Origin of the sequence: Salidesulfovibrio brasiliensis JCM 12178, assembly GCF_001311825.1 — a bacterium.
GTDB lineage: Bacteria > Desulfobacterota > Desulfovibrionia > Desulfovibrionales > Desulfovibrionaceae > Pseudodesulfovibrio > Pseudodesulfovibrio brasiliensis.
Genome location: NZ_BBCB01000067.1, coordinates 1 through 18,042 on the forward strand (window position 1 = coordinate 1; position 18,042 = coordinate 18,042).

Sequence of the window (18,042 nt, forward strand, 5' to 3'; positions counted from 1 at the left end):
TCCCGAAAGGCCGCCGCAAGCCCTGCGTTGCCGGGCGCGGGAGAGTCGAAGCCTCGTAGCAGGCCGCAGCCGCAGTCCCCGCCCTCGTCCGGCACGGAGCTGGACATGAACATGGACTCGGATGACGACTTCGAGCGGTTCTAGAATACATGACAAAGGGCCCCGTGAGGGGCCCTTTTCATATGTTATGGGGTGGGTGCTGTCCGCTGGCGGCCGGGGAGGCAGTGTCCCGGATTATTCCTCGTCCTCAACGCGGGTGACGGGCAGTTCAATGGTGAAGGTGCTGCCCACACCGGAGCGGGACTGCACGGAGATGTCGCCGCCGTAATGCTCGACGATGTTCTTGCAGATTGCCAGCCCGAGGCCGGTTCCCGTGGGTTTGAAGGTGTCGCCGCTGCCGCTCTGGTAGAACTTCTGAAAAATGAAGGGCAGGTCTTCTGTCGGGATGCCCTTGCCGGTATCCGAGACCGAGATGCTGATCATGCCGTTCTCCAGACCGGTCTTCAGGCTGATTTCGCCCTTGTCCGTATGTTTGACCGCATTGGAAAGCAGGTTGATGAGCACCTGCTGGAAGCGGTCCGGGTCGCAGTTGATGGGGGGCAGACCCGTTTCTGTGAAGACGTAGAGGTTCACCTCGGGCTTCCGGTTCAGGGAGCTGCTCATGGTTTTGGTGGCCCGGGCGATCTCATCGGGAACGTTCAGCTCCGTGTCCCGCCATTCCATGTGTCCTGCCTCGATCTTGTTGAGGTCGAGGAGGTCGTCCACGAGCCGGGAAAGACGCTTGCCTTCCTTGCCTATGATCCTGAGGTTGGCAAGGAGGGTCTCGCTCTTGTCTTCCAGCCCGTGCCCTTCGGTGAGCGGCATGAAGTGCTTCTTGAAATGCTTTTTAACCAGTATGGCGAAGCCGAGGATGGCCGAGAGCGGTGTGCGCAACTCGTGTGATGCCGAGGCCAGAAACGCGGAGCGTTGCTTGTCCAGCTCGATGAGCTCCTTGTTCGCCAGCCGCAGTTCCAGAGTCCGCTGCTCCACCTTTCGTTCCAGCTCCTGCTGGGCCTTGTTGAGTTCTTCCTCCACCCTCCGGCGCTGGGCCACTTCGGAACGAAGGGTCGTATTCATTTCAACGAGGTCGTGCGTCTGTTGCTCAACCTGCCGCATCATGGCGTTGTAGGCCTGCACCATCTCGCCAAGTTCGTCGCGCTTGTTCCAGACCAGCGGTTTTCGCAGGCCGTTGGTGGTGTTTTCATGCAGGACGTTCTGGATGCGCTTGAGCGGTCTGCCGATGATGAAGTGGACGGAGAGCCAGACCGTGGAGCCAAGTACGACCATGAAAACTATGGTGAAGATCGTGTCCACGCGGCGGCGTTTCAGCAGTTCGGTTCGCATGTCGCCGTCGTGGTATTCAATGGCCACACGGCCGAGGTCGAGCACTTCGTTTCCCGCGGCTCGCCGCAGGCGGCGCTCGGTGTGGATCACCTCGGAGTAGGGCAGGTCCATGGCCGGTTTGACGTCGGCGATAATACGCCCCTGATGGTCGTACAGCGTGGCCCGGTAAAGGTGCTGGTTGTCCTGATAGCTGCGCATGAGTCGCTTGAGGTGTTCGAACTGGAAGTTCCATAACGGTTCGGCCAGTTCGGCGGCCTTGCTGTTGGCGAACAGTTCAAGCCGTTCGCGAAGGTCGGCCCGCCCTTGCTCGGCGGTGCGGTGGGAATAGAGCGCGAAGAGCGCCACGCAGGTCAGCAGGATCACTCCCGTGACCGGAAGAATGATCTTGAAGGCCAGCGATCTGGTGAATTTGGTGCCCCGATTGAAAAAGGAGGCGGGGCCTTGCGGCTTGCTGGACATTACTGTGCTGATGCCTCCCGGCTTTCGAGCATTTTCAGTTTCCGGTCAAGCGCCTCAAGCAGCTTGCTGCGCCGATCGTCCGGAAGGCTTTCATTATTCATTATAAGCATGCGCTCCTTGAACAGGCTCAACTTGCGAATCGGGAGCAGTTGGGAATTGTCCGAGGGGGCAAAGCCCGTCCATTCACGGGCGGAGAGCATTTGTTGCTGCCTCTTCACGTGTTCCGTGCTCTTGCCGGAAGCGGGGCGGGCAAATTGGACAAGGGCGCTGCGGATGCTCTTCTTCAGTGGCTCGGGCAACGCCTTCCGAACCACGATGGGGTCGGAGGGAATGAGCGGCGACGTCCAGATGATGCGAATGTCTTCGTATTGCTTCGGATAGAGGTTCCTGTAGAGCGTCAGGGCCTGACTGTTGTTGGTGGCCACGTCCGCACGGCCTTCGAGCACGGCGTGAAAGTTGCCCTCATGGTTGTGGTGCAGGACGCGCTTGAAGATGGCGTCAGGGTCGACGCCGCGTGTTGCGAAGAGGTAGTAGCCCGGAACGAGGAAGCCCGAGGTGGAATTGGGGTCGCCGTTGCCGAACACAAGTCGGCCTGCGTTATCGATGACATCCTGTACGCTTTCAAGACCGGAGTCCTTGCGTGTGATGAGGTGCGCGTAATACCCCTCGCCGTGTCGTGTCAGGGTTTTGGCCACTATCTCCACCTTGGCCCGGTCCACGGCCTCAATGGCCGATTTGTTGCCGAGCCATGCGATGTCGGCCTTGCCCCTGGCAAGATACCAGATGACCCCGGCGTAGTCGTCGAGCACCAGCGCCTTGATGGATACGCCGACGGTCTCCGATATCTCCTTGAGAATCGGATCCCACGTTTCATGCAGGGCATCACGGGAGTCCGTGCACACCAGCCCCATGACCAGCGCGTCTGGAGTGGCGCGGGCTGTTCCGCAGAATCCCAGCAGGACCCAGAGTGCGCCAATGACGTGCGCAACAAAAAAAGGGATTCGGCATTGATACGGCACGACGCACGCTTCCGGTTGAACGGTGTTGAGAGGAGCATTCGTGCTCCTTGTTGGCATGCGTTGGGTGCCCGGTTGCATGCCACGCCCAAGGCACCACCTTTAGCGTATTTTCCTTTTTCGCAACCATTGATGCGGCAGAAGTTTCAGTATTGTAACGCACAGAAGGGCCTGTCTGCCGAGTGCTGGCTGGGAACAGGGGGGAATCATTGAAGCCTTGGTGCTTTCGCGGTCGCTGTGCTCGTGTGACGCGTTGGTTTCAGTTGGGCTAATCATCGCGCTGGGAGTCGAAGTAGTAGCTTGCCATTTTGCGTATGGTGCCGTCGTCAAGCATTTCGCGCAGGGTGGCGTTGAGTTCGTCCATGCGCTTCGCCAGTGGCGACCGCATGGAGACCGCCAGAAAGAGATCGGTATGGTGTTCCGGTTTGAAGTCGACCTCGCTAATGGTGTCCTGCAACCCGTAGAGGGCGAGGTCGCGCTCCACCTGACAGTCGGTGCCGACAAAAATGTTCCATCGCCCGTTTTCCACCATGCGGATGAGGTGTTCCTCATTGTTCCCTGCACGCTTCATCAGGGAGGTGTCCTTGTCGAACCGGGGGAAATAGGCCGAGTCTCGGGTGAACCCTATGGTCAGGCCCTTCAGATCGTCATAGCTTTTCACGATGCCGGTGTTTTCCTTGAGCGCATAGAATCTCGGGGAGCAGGTGTAGTATGGCGTATCGGTATAGAGCGCATACTGAGCACGTTCTTCTGTCCATGCGACGCCGGTCATGATGTCGGCGATTCCCTGCTCCAGTTCATACAGGCATCGTCCCCATGGCCGTTGGTGCCATCTGAACTGCACGTTCATTCGCTTGGCTGCCTCGTCGAGGATGTCCACGTCCAACCCGACAATGTCACCACTGCGTGTTCCGACGCGAAACGGTGGCCAATACTCCGTAGCCACGGAATACACCTGCGTTTCTTCGCAAAACGCAAGGGTTGGCATGAGTGCCAGCATGACCATGGCGAGGAGGAAACGCCGCATTACCCCGTATCCTGTTAGGAAAATTGCATCTATAAACAATATGCACGGAAATGGCGTCTGTTGTCAAAGGATGAATCAAATGGCTTGGGACAGAGGATGGCTTCGGAATGCGAAGTTGTGTGGGGCGGGCGCGAGGGGATAAGAGAATGCGGTGTCAGGCAGGCCAGTGTCCGACTGTCATTGAGAGTTAGTTCAAGATGAGGGATGTTCCTGTATTTTAGGATTTTATATTGTTTAGTTATCTCGTTGCGAATTGTCCTGTTGTCTGTTCGCTTCGCCGCTGTCAGGGTGTTAAAAAACGTCTGTTCTTTAAGTCGCCGCTGATCTCTGGACGAGGAACCGTTATTTTCTTACCCTGCACCTTATTACTTCCTTGCTACTATTAAATGAGAGTGTGTGACAAAATGTTTTCTGAATTCGTAAGTGTCATGAGTGATTTCGCTGTTATTATCGGTGCAGTTGCTGCGATCCTTGGGATTAATGCATGGAAACGTGAATTACTATGGAGGAAACATTCCGATCTTGCTGAAAAAGCATTGTTATCCGTGTACGAAATGCAGAGTGCAATCAACTCCATACGAAGTCCTTTCTCGTCAAGTGCAGAATATGAAGGGCGGGAGCGGGTAGAGGGCGAAAGTCAGCATGAAAAGTCTGCCCGTGATAGGGCATATGTTGTCTTTGCAAGGCTTGATAAGCACAGTGAAGTGTATGGAGAAATGAGAACAATTCAGCAACGTTGTCGGGTGATGTTTGGCGATTCGTATACCAAGATATTTGATGACCTTTGGGGCATTATCGTTAATATAATGGTGACGACAGAGATACTTGGCGACCATTACTGGAATGAACCGTTGGCGTTCTACGAGAAGGAGGAACGTAAGAGGCTGTTAGCGGATAGGAGGGAGCTTGAGGCTGTGATCTGGTATAGAGGTAATCAGGATAAAATCAGGCCAAAAGTTGAAGGGATCGTTACCGACGCTGAAAGCTTGTTTCGGAGCAAAATCACACCTCCTTCTCTGAAAGATCGATTTCAAGCTGCTTGTGGTTATCGCTGCAAGTGCATTGAATCAAAGTGAAAATTAGAGAAAAATATTAGGATACGATTCATGATGCTAAGTCTGATGGGCCTCCCCCCTCACGCATTTGAAGAAAGAAAAAGGCCTGCATGGCAGGCCCTTGTGGTCGATTGGCGGAAGCGTATAGGAGTCGAACCTACCGACGAGGGTTAGCCCGTCCACTGGATTTGAAGTCCAGGCGCCACACCGGTGACGAAACGCTTCCGCAGGGAAGGACAACTAGCTATCAGTTTTGGAACGGGGCTTCAAGGGAAAATGAATGATATGACTGATGGGTGCGGCTTTTGGGAGAGTCGTTTTTTTTTGCCGTGACCGTTTCATTCGGAACGAATTTGCGGTACGGTAAAACCAAACAATTGCAACAGACGGCCTTCATCCGGGCCGTACGGAGAAAACACCAATGAAAAAAGTTCTGGCCTCCCTCATGATATGCCTGATGCTCGGTGCCGTTGCCGCCATGGGCGCTTCTGCCTCGGATATGGGTGATCGCATTGCCGATACCTGTAGTCAGTGTCACCCTGCCAAGCGGGTGTGCAAGATGATCGGCATCAAGGATTCGGCAGCGTGGACCAAGACCATCACGAGGATGGTCGGCAAGGGGGCGCAACTGCCTGCTTCGGACATCGGAAGCGCGGCCGCGTACCTCGACAGTCTCGCGCCCGGAACCGGGCCGGTCTGCCAATAGAAGAACTCCTCCTGAGCTGGCCTGCGTCGTCCTCTACTGGGGAGCGGACGGCGCAGGCCGACTTATGTCCAACTAACGCAGCAGGACTCTCGCGGCCTTGCGGTCCAGCCTGCGGTCTATCCTGTTTCCCTTTTGCGCCAGATGCGCGGCGCGTCGAACGTGGCCGTTTTTCGCCGCACGGTGCGCGGCCCGGTCCAGCTTGCGCTCAATGCGGTCTCCCTTGCGGTCCAGATGCACGGCGCGTCGAAGCGATCCTGCGGAAGCGGGCAGGGCAATGGCGAGGGTTAGCGCAGCAAGCAGCGTGATGATGGCGATTCGTTTCATGGCGTCTCTCCTTGATTGGTTGGATTGTTGCCGTACATATCAAGGGGCGTGCCAGAGTGTGTCTGTCTATCAAGGTGCTGAATTTGCTGAACTAGTGTCCGTGCTGGTTTGGCGAGAGCGTTGTGTTGACGGTGCTGGTGCGCAAGAGATGCGCGCGGCCGGGAAGTTTCGGTCGTCCACGGGAAAAGACCCCTTCTTCCGGGAGGAAGAAGGGGGAGATGTCGTATTGGTCGGCGGATGGACCTCCAGGAGGTCAGGCGCGGGCCGTGCGGAAACTAGCGGGGGCGGAAGGTGATGCGCCCGCGGGTCAGGTCGTACGGGCTGAGTTCCACAGTGACGGTGTCGCCGGGCATGACACGGATGCGGAACTTGCGCATCTTGCCGGAAATGTGGGCGAGCACTTCATGTCCGTTTTCGAGCAGCACCCGGAACATCGCGTTGGGCAGTGCTTCTTCCACGGTCCCCTGAACCTTGATTCCTTCTTCCTTGGCCATTGAGTCTCCCTGTTTGTTATTACCGGGCGGCGCGCTGTGGGATTTGCGGCCGCGCGTGGGCCGAAGGGCCCTGCCCCAAGCGAAGGGCCTGTTTCCCATATAGGAAATGCTGCCGTTTGTCCAATCCAAAAGGGTTTCAGTGCGCGAAACGGATGAAGAAAGCGCGGTAGTGTGGTACAGGTTTGAGGAAAGGGGAGGGCAGTTCATGACGAGTGAACAGGACAGGCGCGCGGCCTTTGCCGAGCGGATGGTGGATATTCTCAATGCGTCTTCGCTGAACCTCGCGCTTGCTCTTGGCTACCGTACCCGGCTCTTTGAGGCCATGGACGGGGTTGATGAGCCGCAGAGCGCTTCGGAGCTCGCCAATGCCGCAGGCATGAGCGAGCGGTACGTGCGCGAGTGGCTGGGCGTCATGGTCGCCGGTCGCGTCATTGAACTGCATAATGAGGACGACGAGGAGCGTTTTCTTCTGCCCCCGGAACACGCCGACATCCTGACCCGCCGCGCCGGAAGCAGCAACCTCGGTGTCTACACGCAGGAGATTCCGCTGCTCACCCAGTGCGCCATGGACGGCGTGCTCAAAGGTTTTGTGACGGGCGAAGGGCTTTCCTACGACACCTATCCCCGGTTTCAGCAGTTCATGGGCGAGCTTGCCGACGCCAAGCACATGAAGACGCTCGTGGAAGACTTTCTGCCCAGCGTGGACGGAGGTCGCATGGTGGAGCGGCTTCGCTCCGGCATTCGGGTACTCGACATGGGCTGTGCCGAAGGGCTGGCGTTGCGCCTCATGGCGGCGGCGTTCCCGGAAAGCGAGTTCGTGGGGCTGGACTGTTCCGAGGAGGCCATCCATACGGCCCGGCTCGAGGCCGGGATCGAAGGGCTTGATAACACCAGTTTCGAGCTGCGCGACGTTGCCGATCCGGTCACTGCTGCGGATTATGAAGGAGCTTTCGACTACGTGACCGCCTTTGATGCCGTGCACGACCAGCGTCATCCGGCAAAGGCTCTGGACGCCGTGCACCGGATGCTTGCTCCGGGCGGGGCCTTTTCCATGGTGGACATCGCCGCGGAAAGCGACATTGGCGGCAACGCCGGACATCCCATGGGACCATTTCTCTATACGGTCAGCCTGATGCACTGTATGCCCGTAGGCCTGCACGACGGCGGGGCCGGGCTGGGCATGATGTGGGGCCGCCAGCGCGCCGAGCGGATGCTTGCCGAAGCGGGCTTTTCCGATGTAAACGTCACCGAGATTCCCAACGACCCGTTCAATCTGCATTTCTTCTGCCGCCCTTAGGCGGACGCCGCGAAAAGCGGTGGACAAATAACCCTATAGATCGTACTGAAATTCTTCATGAGCGAACAAACGATTACTCTCGACGCGTTTCTGGAAGACTGGCCCGACGGCTTTGCCCGTCAGGCGTTCATGCAATTCCGTGCCGCCATCGATGCGATGGACGGTGTCCACTGCGAGCTCAACGCCCGTCCCGGCGTCAGCTACTCCCTTCGTCCGCGGGCAGAAGGGCAGGAGCGGCCGCTTTTCGCACTGGTGGACGTCATCGACGACCCGTCCGGCCGCTGGCTGTCGGTCTGTTTTTATGCGGATTACGTCACCGACCCGGACGAGGTGGGCGATTTTGTCCCGGAGGGGCTGCTTGGCGAGAACGCCGTGTGCTTTGACGTGGATGAAGACGAGCCCGGCAGTGTGGCGCTTGTGCTGGAGAAGCTGGCCGAGGCCCGCTCCAAGGCGTCCTGATCCGATACCAAAAAGGGGCCCGGTAAACCGGAGCCCCATGTGCGTTCTTCGTGTGGTCGGCTATTTGCTGATCCACAGTGCCGTGCTTTCCAACTGGCGCAGCAGGCGAATGCTCAGAGAGCCGGGGAAGAAGGTGTCCATCTTGCCCGGCTTGATGTTGCGTTTGCCGAGGGCAACCGCAATGTAGTTTTCTGCGGCGTTTTCGCTGAGGATGGCTTTGTCCACGCTCTTCGCGGTCACGGCCTTGTACTCCGTGCGCTCTTCCGTGATGCCGTTCTCAGCCAGCGCTGCCCGTGTGTTTTCAAAAATCTCTTCACTGTCCGGGCCGTCGCTGCCGCCATCCTTCACATGCAGGACGGTCACCTTGTGCTGCGGCTGATGCTGGAGCATATAGCCCACATGGTCGGCCATGCGAAGGCTCGGGGCCGAGCCGTCCGTGCAGAGCAGGACGTTCCTGCGCGGCGTTTCGGGCGGCTGGCGGCAAATCCAGAGCGGAAAGTCGATCTCCTTCCACATGATGCCGTGGGTCACGCTGTCCTCGATGAGTTCTTCCACCCACGAGTAAGCCTTGCGGCCAATGGTCGTGCAGTCGTAGAGGCCCCGGCGTGATTCCTCGATGATCTCGCGCACCGTGCCTTTGTGGGATGTGATGATCTTGGTCTCCAGCCTGTTGGCCGGGCAGCCGGCGAAATCAACCAGCCATTTGCGGGCGTTTTCAACCGTCTGTTTGGCCTGTTGGCGTTTCATGGCCGAGACGGCGGACATGGCTTCCGTATTGCCCTCGTGCCCGAAGCGCATGGGCCTCGGAATGACATAGAGCAGGGTGAAACGGGTGTCGTCGAACGATTCGAAGAAGCTGTTCACGAATCGCAGTGAATACGATGCGGCGGCTCCTTCCGAAACCGTCAAGAGAATATGTTTTTCCACTGGCCCTCCGGGTGCGTTTTCTGATTGCTCCATGAATAGAGCGGATTACGCGGTGGAAGGCAAGTGTTTTCCCTTCGGAAAGGGGAGCCGTTTCTTCCGGGGCGCGGGCGCGCCCCGGATGGAAACGTGACTATGCGCGGGCTACCAGCTCTTGCCGGTGATGATGCTGCTGATGCGCTCCTCGGTGGCCTTTTCCACGAGGATCATCTTCTTGGCCTGCGCCTTCTTGACCTTTTCGCTGAGCACGTTGATGTCGGCGGGCTTTTCGATGAAGTCCATGGCGCCGAGCTTCATGGCCTCGATGCCCTTTTCCACGGATGCGTGGCCGGTGAGCAGGATGACCTGCAGGTCCGGGTAGAGCTTCTTGATCATCTTCAGGCTCTCGATGCCGTTGGTGCCGGGCATCTGGAGGTCGAGGAAGATGGCGTCGAACTGCTCGGCGGCGAGCTTGTCCAGCGCTTCGGAGATGTTGGTGGAAGAGTCCACATCCATGTCCCGGAGCTTCAGGCGTTCGCCCATGGATTCCAGGAATTCCGGTTCGTCGTCTATGAGAAGGACCTTTTCTGACATTTCAGGCTCCTTGTTTTGGCGGTTACGCGTCGCCGAACACAATGGCGACGTGATGGGGTGCGGAGCTGTCCAGGGACGCTCCTGCGCTCTCCGCGAGGGGTGCCAGGGCACTCCCGTCAAACGATACCCCTTCGGGCGCTGCAATCTCCAGTGCCGTGGGGGCGGCGGTCGAACGTATGGATACGGGGCCCGCAGTTTTTGCCGCGTCCGCCGCGATCTCAAGGAGACCGCAGGCGAGCCGGACCACCTCGAACTTCGAGCCGCGGACCGTGGCGGTCGACGCGGTGTCTGTTTCGATGGAAGTCTCCCGCAGCTGGGCGAAACGGGCCGAGAGGCCCGCGGCGAGCAATGCCGCCTCGGCGAGGTCCACGTTCGTCTCGTCCACGTCGGGGGTGTGCGCGAAGTCGTTGAGGCGACGGATGATGCCGTTGCCCCGGTTCACCTGCTCCCGGATCCGACCGCTGGCGTGCGTCAGTCGGTCAGGGGTAAGTTGCCCGCGTTCGGCCAGGAGGCAGAGGTCTTCGAGCAGCCCCGCGTTTTCGTTGACGATGGCGAGGACGTTCTTGAGGTCGTGCGTTGCGGATGCCGTCACGCGGCCGAAAAATTTCAGCCGTTCCCGTCCGTCCGTATTCACCGTATCCATATCGCGTTCCTTCCCGATCCTATGCATTCTTGACGCGCTCGATGAGCTCGTCAATGTTGATCGGCTTGATAAGGTACGAGGAGGCCTTGGCGGACCCCTCGCGGAAATCTTGTTCAGACCCGTGGCCGGAGAGGAACACGAAGCGCATTTCCGGCTTGATGGCCTTGAGGTGTTCGCGCAGTTCCAGTCCGCTCATGCCGGGCATCTTCACGTCCAGCACGGCCACTTCGTAGTCGTTTTCACGGGCCAGCTCGATGGCCTGGTCTCCGTTGTCCGTCCAGTCCGCGTCAATGCCGCGGAAGGAGAGTCGTTCCGCAAGTGCGGAAATCAGTTCGATTTCGTCGTCAACCAAAAGAATCTTCACAACAAGTCCTCAGTTAGCTTCGCTTCCGATGGGAAGACGGATTATAAAGGTCGTGCCCGTGCCCAACTCACTGGCCACGTCCATCTCGCCGCCCAGCTCGTTCACCAGCCCGTAGGTGATGGAGAGCCCCAGCCCGGTTCCGCTGGTCTGCTTCCGGGTGGAAAAGAACGGCTCGAAAATGCGCTCCATGTTTTCGGGGGCGATGCCGCAGCCGTCGTCCGAGAACATGAGCTCCACCATGTCGTCATTTGTCCGGCGAATGGTGATGTCGAGGCTCCCGCCGTCTTCCATGGCATGGAAGGCGTTGGTCACCAGATTGAGAAAGATCTGTTGTACCTTGCCCCGGTCCGAGACCACGCTCGGGATCTCGTCTTCGAGGATGACCTGCACGTCGATGCTGCGGTACTCGGCTTCCTTCTGCACGAAGCTGAGCACTTCCCGTACAACGCCGGGCAGATTGAGTGGGGCCATGTAGGTGTCCACCTGCCGGGCAAAGCCCAGAAGGCGCTTGGTGATGGTGCCGCAACGCTCCACGGAGTTGATGATGGAGTCCACCATGCCCACCAGCCGGTCGTCGCCCTTGTACTCGTCGCGGAAGGTAAAGAGGTCGCGGAGCAGCCCGGCCTTCTCGTTGATGATGGCCAGCGGGTTGTTGATTTCGTGGGCAACTCCCGCGGCGAGCCGTCCGATGGAGGCCATGCGGTTGGCGTGTTCCATGTCGCGCATGGCCTTGATGCGGGTCTGGTCCGCGTCATAGATGCGACCGACCATGAAGGTCGCCACCCCGAGAATCACCAGCAGGATGACCACGCCGCTCAGGCCGGTGATCCAGAGAATGCGTTCGCTGGCCTTGTTCACGGATTCCATGAGCATGGCCTGACGCTTGACGATCATGACGATGAACGGGGTGCCCTCGACATAGGCGTAGCCGGTGATGAGCGGTTCGCCCTCGCTGCTTCGCACCACGTCGGACTGCGTGCGGCTGGCCCGTTCCGGTACCGGCAGGTTCATGATTTCCAAAACGTCACCGTGCAGTCGGGAAGGCGTCTGTAGGATGCCTTCGGTATTCACGATGAAGGCGTCCCCGTCGCCCGAAAGGGTCAGGTCAGTGAGCAGTTCCTGAAAACGGCTGATGTCGATGGTGGCGCGCAGGATGGCGGGTTTGTCGTCAAGGGTGAAGCGCACGGCCAGCACGAAGTGCGGCAGGTCGCGGTAGCCGAGGAAGACGCTGCTGACGTAGGACCCGAGGTCCATGGTCTCCCGGAACCACGGCTGGTCGCTGTAGTCCTTGCCCTGCAGGGCGTAGGGGCCGACGTACGTCACCTGCCTGCCGTTTTCATCCACGAGGCCGAGGTCGGTATAGCCGCCGAACGCGGCCTTGAGTCCCCCGAGAATCTCCCTGAGGTGATTGGGGTTGCGCAGCTCCGCCTCCGGAACGGTGCGGGTGATGAGGGCAAGCGCCGCACGGCGCTCTTCAAGAAAGTAGCTGACCGTGCGGCGCGTATTGGATGTTGTCCTCGTGGTCCGGAGCAGGTTCTCGCTCATGATGGCGTTGCGCGTGGCGCGGTAGTCCATGGAGGAGACGAAAAGCAGGGGGATGAGTGCCACCGCGCTCAGGAGCGCAACAGCGATCGCCCAGACCCTGCGATAGTTCTGGAACCACCGGTTCGTGCCGAGGACTTCGTCATCGGTCGACCAGAAGCGGGGTTTCAGCATCTCCGTTATGGACTTCACGGGAACCTCTCCAATCCTTTTTTTAGACCGCTGCGGCTTCGTGAGCCTTCTTGATGGTCTCGCTCAGGGTCTCGATGTCCACCGGCTTGTGCAGGTAGGCAAAGGCACCGAGCTTCATGCAGACGTCGCGGTCTTCCTCGGAGCCGTGGCCGGTGAGGATGATGACCTGCACTTCGGGGCGCATGGCCTTCACCCGGCGCAGCACCTCGATGCCGTCGATGCCGGGCATCTTGAGGTCGAGCACGATGACTTCCGGGTCGTCGTCCGCCACGAGGTCAAGCGCCGATTCGCCGTCGTAGGCCACGGCCGAACCCATGTCGCGGAGCATGAGGCGCTCGGACAGGGTCTGGACGAACTCGCGTTCGTCATCGACCAGCAGAACCTTGTTCGGCAGCTCGAAGTCCACCTTACGATATATGTCGGATTGATGGAAGTTGGGTCCGACCTTTGTGTCCACATCTTTCACGCCGTCGACCTTGGAGGCCAGCTCCTTGAGTTCGCGCTCAAGGCGTTCCAGCATGAGGACGTTCTTGTTGATGATGATGGTGACCTTGCCGTCCCGTGCGGCCACGCCAACGTGGTGGCCGGAGCCTGCCAGCGAGGTCTCGACCCGTGCGGCCAGCAGGAAGTCCTGCACCGCCTTGGCCGAGGACGCGGTGGGCTTGACCGCCGGGTTGGCCAGCTGTTCGAGGATCTGCTCTGCAGCGTCCTTGACGCCGGTCTTGTCCACCGGGATGACCAGATCGTAAAGCGAGGCCTTCCAGGGGTCGTCCTCGTTGCGGGTTTCTTTGGTCCACGAGGCACGGTCCTCATCGCCCTTGGTGATGTGGCGTTTGGCCTCGGCCTGCGTGATGCCGAGCTTCTCAGCCACGTCAAGGCGGTATTGCACATTCGCGATCACGCAGGTGCGCAGCAAGTGGCTGATGGATTCCGGCGGCAGCTGGGCCGAGAATCCGTGCATCACGGCGTTTTCCTTTTCGGTCAGCAGTTCGGCCGCGGCCAGGCGGAGCCAGGAGGTTGCGCGCTCCTTCTCGTGGCTGAAGCGGTTGAAGATGGAGGTCCCGGCAAAGAAGGCCTTGCCGATCCTGTCTTCGTTCATGCCGGAGAGGGCGGCCGCCCGCGCGACGACGTCTTTGTCAGAGATGATGTCGGCACCGGTGCGGTCCAGCACGGCCGAGGCGATCTCGTCAGCCTCGCAGTACAGGCCGCTGAAGATGCATGCTATGCTCATGAGACTACTCCTTTGATTACGTCAGTCGGCACACGGTGGTCAGCGGGCATGCGGCCTCGCTTCCGTCCTTGTGCGCGGTTTCGTGGGTGGCGCAGACCGCCAGCTCGGTGTTCGGGAAGACGTTGTCCTCGCCGATCTTTTCCAGCAGGTGGGTACGCTTGAGCACGGCCATGACCGATTCGTTCACTCCGGAGAGGGACACGTCGATGCCCGCGGCGCGGACACGGTCCACGATCAGGGAGAGCGCTTCCTCGCCGGATGCGTCCATGTCGTTGATCCCTTCGGCGGAGATGATGATGTGCTTCAGGTTCGGCTTTTCCATCATTCGGTCGGTGATCTGGTCTTCAAGGAAGCTCGCGTTCGCGAAGAACAGCGGGCCGTCGAAGCGAACGACCGCCATGTGGGCGCACTCGCCGAGGCCGTGGGCCGTGGCGTCGCGAAGGTGTTCGTCTTCGGCGCGGGACAGGCTGGCCACGCGGGGGCGCATGTTCTTGTAGAGGAACACGCCCAGCGAGAGCACGACGCCGACCATGATGCCCTTGTCGAGGTGCGGCGCAAAGGCCAGCGTGCAGACAAAGGAGATCACGGAGATGGCACCGTCATACCACTGCGCTTTCCACGCGTGGATGAAACCGGAGGCGTTCACCAGACCGATGACGGCCATCATGATGACCGAGGCAAGCACGGCCTGCGGCAGATGATAGAGCAGCGGGGTGAAGAACATGAGCACGATGACGACCATGAGGGAGGTCACGACGCTCGACAGGCCCGATACGGCACCCGCCTGCAGGTTGACTGCGGATCGGGAGAACGAACCGGACGTGGGGTAGCTTCGGCCGCAGGCGCCGAGCATGTTGCAAGGCCCTGACCGATGAGTTCCTGGTTCGGGTCAAGGCGCTGGCCGGTTTTGGCAGCCATGGCCTTGGCAATGGATATGGCCTCCATGAAGCCGAGCAGCGAGATGATCGCGGCGAACGGCAGCAGGCGCAGCATGACCTTGAAGTCGAAGGACGGTGCCGAGATCTTCGGCAGGCCGGACGGGATGGTGCCGACGACCGCGCCGCCGCCCATCATCTTCAGGGAAGAGGTGTCCAGCTTGGTGTTGCCGAGTTTCAGACGCCAGGTGCGGCCGTCGCTTTCAGCACCTGCGGGAAGCTGGCCCTGCGGGTAGAAGGCCAGACCGGAGCCGGTCTTGACGCCGGTGAAGAGCTGGTCGCGCATCCAGGTGCGAAGCTCGTGCTGAACCTGCTTCTGGCGCGCGATGTTGGTGTCCACCACGTTGTAGTCGTGCTGGGCGTCGATGGCACCGATGGCATCGCCTTGTTCGTTGGCGTTCTCGATGACCTTGCCGATTTCGGCGCGCTGTTCACCGAGCGTGTTGATGCTCTGTACAGTGGAGTTGAACTGGACGAGCTTCTCCTGGAACTCTGGGTACTTGATGGTCGAGATGTCAACCCTGGCGTCGTGGTTGAACCCGATGGCCCACGAAAGCAGGGTGGTGATGACCACCGCCACGAGGACGTTGGGGATGCGCGGGTTGATCTTTTTCAGGCCGACCATGGTGGTGATCGCCAATGCACCCATGCCGAGGGTCGGCCAGTGGGTGTAATGGAAGGCGTTTTCCACCACGCGGATGATGGTTTCGTAATGGTGCGGCGCCTTGTCCACATACACGCCGAACAGCTTGGAGAGCTGGGAGGACGCGATGATGATGGCCGCGGCGTTGGTGAAGCCGTTGACCACCGGGTGGGACAGGAAGTTCACCACCAGCCCGAGGCGCAGGACCCCGAGCAGGAACTGGAACAGGCCCACAAGGAAGGCCAGCATCACCGCATAGGCGATGAAGCCCTCACTGCCCGCCGTGGCCAGCGGTTCCAGCGAGGCGGCCGTCATGAGCGAGACCACGGCCACGGGACCCGTTGCCAGCTGACGGCTGGAGCCGAACAGCGCAGCCACCAACGGCGGCAGGAACGAGGCATACAGACCGTAGTACGCGGGCAGACCGGCCAACTGGGCGTAGGCCATGGACTGGGGAATCAGGACAAGCGCGACGGTCACGCCCGCCAATACGTCCGTTCGCAGGTCGCTCAGGCTATAGCCTTTGAACCACTCAATGAACGGGAGAATGCGGCTTATCATCGTGCAGTTTCTCCATCAGGCTTGAGCATTTTTCTGCAGGATTCGATCAGGTCGTTGAACAGGGCTCCGGCATCGTACAGATTGAAGTTCTTGAAGCGGACCACGCCGTCCACCATGGTGAACAAAATGAGCGCGGTCTTGCGCGGGTGCACGTTGCCGATGGAACCGTCCTGTTGTCCGCGGACTATGGCCTTCTCGAACATGTCTGAAATGCAGTTGTAAAACTCTTCCAGACTGCTTCGGAAATCCTGATTTTCCGCAACGAACTTGTACAGATAGTGCCTTTGCAGCAACAGGAACTGGAACTCCATGATCCCGGCGAGGTACAGGTAGAAGGAGACGATCTCCTCCACCATGTGCAGGCCGTTTTTGAACTCTCGGCCGTCAATGAACCTGTCGAACTCCTCCACGATACTCTCGTTCGTCGTCTGGAGTATCGTGAGCAGCAGGTGCTCTTTGTTTTTGAAATGATAGAAGATTGTCCCTTCCGCGGCCCCGGTGAGCTCGGAAAGCTCGTGCATGGATGTGTCCGTAAACCCCTTATTTGCGAACAACACCGTCGCGGCCTTGAGGATCGCTTCCTTCTTCTTGGGCATCTTCTTCGGCATTAATTGTCCTCCACTAAAAAACCGACTGAGCGCTCAGTCGGTTTATGAAAATGTCCACCGATTGTCAACCCGTTGTGATAAAATTCTCAAAGTCACTTGCTGATCGGAAAGCGCTGATTTTGCTTATCTGCTTAAGTTTATTGAAAATATTAGAAAATCTCGTTGCTGAGTTTTATTAGCTATATATAAAGGTAATGCTTGAGCGACCTGGCGGCGCTTGCCATCAAGGCCGAAACGGGGCATGGATTCCCCCGGAGCGATCATGAGCAAGCCGGAACTCGATATACTCTACGCCGACCGCAAGATCGTGGTGGTCAACAAGCCCTGCGGGCTGCTCTCCGTGCCCGGAAAAGGCCCGGAGAATCAGGACTGCATCGTCACCCGCGTGCAGGCGCATTTCCCGGAATGCCGCAGGTTCCCCACCGTGCATCGCCTCGACATGGACACCTCCGGCATTCTCGTGCTCGGCCTCACCGCACGCGCCCAGCGAGAGCTCTCCGTGCAGTTCCAGAATCGCGAAGTCTCAAAACGGTACGTCGCGCTGCTCGATGGAGTCCTCCAAGCTGAACACGGTCAAGTGGAGCTGCCTCTGCGCCTCGACCCCGACAACCGCCCCCATCAGGTTGTCGACTTCGAGCAGGGCAAGCAAGCCCTGACCCTCTGGAAGAAACTCGCCGTCGAAAACTCCTACACCCGCGTGGAGTTCGACCCGAAGACCGGGCGCACGCATCAGCTCCGCGTCCACGCCGCCCATCACCTCGGTCTCGGCCACCCCATCGTCGGCGACCGCCTCTACGGCACCGGCACCGGACCCGGCCAGCTCAAGCTCCACGCCCGCTATCTGCGCTTCGTGCATCCCAAGACCAAAGAGGTCATGGAGTTCGACGTGCCTCCCGCATTCTAAGTCCTCAAGGAACTTTTCTTGAACCTCCTCAAGAAACGGGCTACCTCCACCCAAGGAGCCACACATGCCGAATTCCGAACTCATCCTCATCGCCATTGCGCTGGCCATGGACGCCTTTGCCGTCTCCATAGCCACCGGCGTGGCCCTCAAGTCCGTCAGCCTGCGTCAGACCTTCCGCCTTTCATGGCATTTTGGCCTGTTTCAGGGACTCATGCCCATCCTCGGCTGGTACTGCGGCCTTTACATTCGTACCTATGTCGAGACCTACGCCCACTGGATCGCCTTTGTGCTGCTCGGCTACATCGGGATCAAGATGATCCGCGAAGCCTTCGACGATGACGACACCGCCGCCAAGGACCCCACACGCGGCCTGACCATGGTCATGCTCTCCATCGCCACCAGCATCGACGCCCTCGCTGTAGGTCTGAGCCTTTCCATGCTCGGCCTTTCAGTCTGGTATCCCGCCCTCATCATAGGCATCGTTGCGCTGGTGTTCACTGCCGTGGGTATTCATCTGGGCGCGACTGTTTCCCGCGCCAAACGGTTCAGTAAGTATGCAGAGTTGGTTGGGGGAATTGTTTTGATAGGGATTGGTGTGAAGATTTTGTGGGAGCGGAATGTTTTTGGGTAGTGGCGCGGGCGGGCCGTTGGAACGGTGATCGGCAGCGTTACGTTGCCGCTGGGTTCGGTTCCGGGAGATTG

Annotated in this window: 18 protein-coding genes, 1 tRNA gene and 1 pseudogene; 6 read left to right on the forward strand and 14 right to left on the reverse strand. The window is 59.3% G+C overall.

Annotation, left to right across the window (positions count from 1 at the left end):
* Positions 1-234 precede the first annotated feature (234 nt).
* The 3 genes from JCM12178_RS13345 to JCM12178_RS13355 form a co-directional block, all read right to left on the reverse strand.
* Entirely contained in the window at positions 235-1,842 is a 1,608-nt protein-coding gene (locus JCM12178_RS13345; RefSeq protein ID WP_054651990.1) for a sensor histidine kinase, read from the reverse strand.
* Complete coding sequence (gene phnD / locus JCM12178_RS13350) at positions 1,842-2,861, reverse strand: phosphate/phosphite/phosphonate ABC transporter substrate-binding protein (protein ID WP_172677138.1); 1,020 nt, start codon at positions 2,859-2,861, stop codon at positions 1,842-1,844. The genes JCM12178_RS13345 and phnD overlap by 1 nt, the downstream gene beginning before the upstream one ends.
* Positions 2,862-3,126: 265 nt before the next feature.
* The gene (locus JCM12178_RS13355) at positions 3,127-3,885 is read right to left on the reverse strand and encodes a substrate-binding periplasmic protein (protein ID WP_054651992.1); all 759 of its coding nucleotides are present in this window, start codon (positions 3,883-3,885) and stop codon (positions 3,127-3,129) included.
* Between the two features lie 428 nt (positions 3,886-4,313).
* On the opposite strand from JCM12178_RS13355, the gene JCM12178_RS18420 reads away from it, so the two are divergent.
* Complete coding sequence (locus JCM12178_RS18420) at positions 4,314-4,961, forward strand: hypothetical protein (RefSeq protein ID WP_157054924.1); 648 nt, start codon at positions 4,314-4,316, stop codon at positions 4,959-4,961.
* 111 nt (positions 4,962-5,072) lie between these two features.
* Here JCM12178_RS18420 and JCM12178_RS13365 read toward each other — a convergent pair.
* Positions 5,073-5,166: transfer RNA gene (locus tag JCM12178_RS13365), tRNA-Sec, on the reverse strand.
* 195 nt (positions 5,167-5,361) lie between these two features.
* On the opposite strand from JCM12178_RS13365, the gene JCM12178_RS13370 reads away from it, so the two are divergent.
* On the forward strand, positions 5,362-5,646 hold the full coding sequence (locus tag JCM12178_RS13370) for a hypothetical protein (RefSeq protein WP_054651996.1): 285 nt from the start codon (positions 5,362-5,364) through the stop codon (positions 5,644-5,646).
* Between the two features lie 72 nt (positions 5,647-5,718).
* Here JCM12178_RS13370 and JCM12178_RS13375 read toward each other — a convergent pair whose 3' ends face one another.
* Both JCM12178_RS13375 and infA read right to left on the reverse strand, forming a co-directional pair.
* Positions 5,719-5,970 (reverse strand): hypothetical protein, encoded by a 252-nt coding sequence (locus tag JCM12178_RS13375; RefSeq protein WP_054651998.1) that lies wholly within the window; start codon positions 5,968-5,970, stop codon positions 5,719-5,721.
* A gap of 275 nt (positions 5,971-6,245) precedes the next feature.
* On the reverse strand, positions 6,246-6,464 hold the full coding sequence (infA, locus tag JCM12178_RS13380) for a translation initiation factor IF-1 (RefSeq protein WP_054652000.1): 219 nt from the start codon (positions 6,462-6,464) through the stop codon (positions 6,246-6,248).
* A gap of 205 nt (positions 6,465-6,669) precedes the next feature.
* Between infA and JCM12178_RS13385 the strand changes: the two genes are divergently transcribed.
* Together JCM12178_RS13385 and JCM12178_RS13390 are read left to right on the forward strand one after the other, a co-directional pair.
* Entirely contained in the window at positions 6,670-7,761 is a 1,092-nt protein-coding gene (locus JCM12178_RS13385) for a class I SAM-dependent methyltransferase (RefSeq protein WP_054652021.1), read from the forward strand.
* Positions 7,762-7,818: 57 nt separating this feature from the next.
* Positions 7,819-8,220, forward strand: coding sequence for a hypothetical protein (locus JCM12178_RS13390; protein WP_054652002.1), 402 nt, complete (start codon positions 7,819-7,821; stop codon positions 8,218-8,220).
* 60 nt (positions 8,221-8,280) lie between these two features.
* On the opposite strand, the gene JCM12178_RS13395 is transcribed toward JCM12178_RS13390, so the two are convergent.
* The 8 genes and pseudogenes from JCM12178_RS13395 to JCM12178_RS13430 form a co-directional block, all read right to left on the reverse strand.
* Positions 8,281-9,147 (reverse strand): universal stress protein, encoded by an 867-nt coding sequence (locus tag JCM12178_RS13395; protein WP_054652004.1) that lies wholly within the window; start codon positions 9,145-9,147, stop codon positions 8,281-8,283.
* Positions 9,148-9,288: 141 nt separating this feature from the next.
* The gene (locus tag JCM12178_RS13400) at positions 9,289-9,717 is read right to left on the reverse strand and encodes a response regulator (protein WP_054652005.1); all 429 of its coding nucleotides are present in this window, start codon (positions 9,715-9,717) and stop codon (positions 9,289-9,291) included.
* Positions 9,718-9,739: 22 nt separating this feature from the next.
* Positions 9,740-10,360 (reverse strand): ATP-binding protein, encoded by a 621-nt coding sequence (locus JCM12178_RS13405; protein WP_054652007.1) that lies wholly within the window; start codon positions 10,358-10,360, stop codon positions 9,740-9,742.
* A 19-nt stretch (positions 10,361-10,379) separates the two neighbouring features.
* Entirely contained in the window at positions 10,380-10,724 is a 345-nt protein-coding gene (locus tag JCM12178_RS13410) for a response regulator (protein ID WP_054652009.1), read from the reverse strand.
* Positions 10,725-10,733: 9 nt separating this feature from the next.
* Positions 10,734-12,458 (reverse strand): sensor histidine kinase, encoded by a 1,725-nt coding sequence (locus JCM12178_RS13415; protein WP_083465939.1) that lies wholly within the window; start codon positions 12,456-12,458, stop codon positions 10,734-10,736.
* 22 nt (positions 12,459-12,480) lie between these two features.
* The gene (locus JCM12178_RS13420) at positions 12,481-13,689 is read right to left on the reverse strand and encodes a response regulator (RefSeq protein WP_054652011.1); all 1,209 of its coding nucleotides are present in this window, start codon (positions 13,687-13,689) and stop codon (positions 12,481-12,483) included.
* A gap of 16 nt (positions 13,690-13,705) precedes the next feature.
* Positions 13,706-15,828 (reverse strand): annotated as a pseudogene (locus tag JCM12178_RS13425) (SulP family inorganic anion transporter).
* Positions 15,825-16,436, reverse strand: coding sequence for a TetR/AcrR family transcriptional regulator (locus tag JCM12178_RS13430; RefSeq protein ID WP_054652013.1), 612 nt, complete (start codon positions 16,434-16,436; stop codon positions 15,825-15,827). Before JCM12178_RS13430 ends, JCM12178_RS13425 begins: the two are co-directional and overlap by 4 nt.
* A 262-nt stretch (positions 16,437-16,698) precedes the next feature.
* Between JCM12178_RS13430 and JCM12178_RS13435 the strand changes: the two genes are divergently transcribed.
* Complete coding sequence (locus tag JCM12178_RS13435; RefSeq protein ID WP_054652015.1) at positions 16,699-17,340, forward strand: RluA family pseudouridine synthase; 642 nt, start codon at positions 16,699-16,701, stop codon at positions 17,338-17,340.
* 64 nt (positions 17,341-17,404) lie between these two features.
* Entirely contained in the window at positions 17,405-17,971 is a 567-nt protein-coding gene (locus tag JCM12178_RS13440) for a manganese efflux pump MntP (protein ID WP_054652017.1), read from the forward strand.
* The last annotated feature ends 71 nt before the right edge of the window (positions 17,972-18,042 follow it).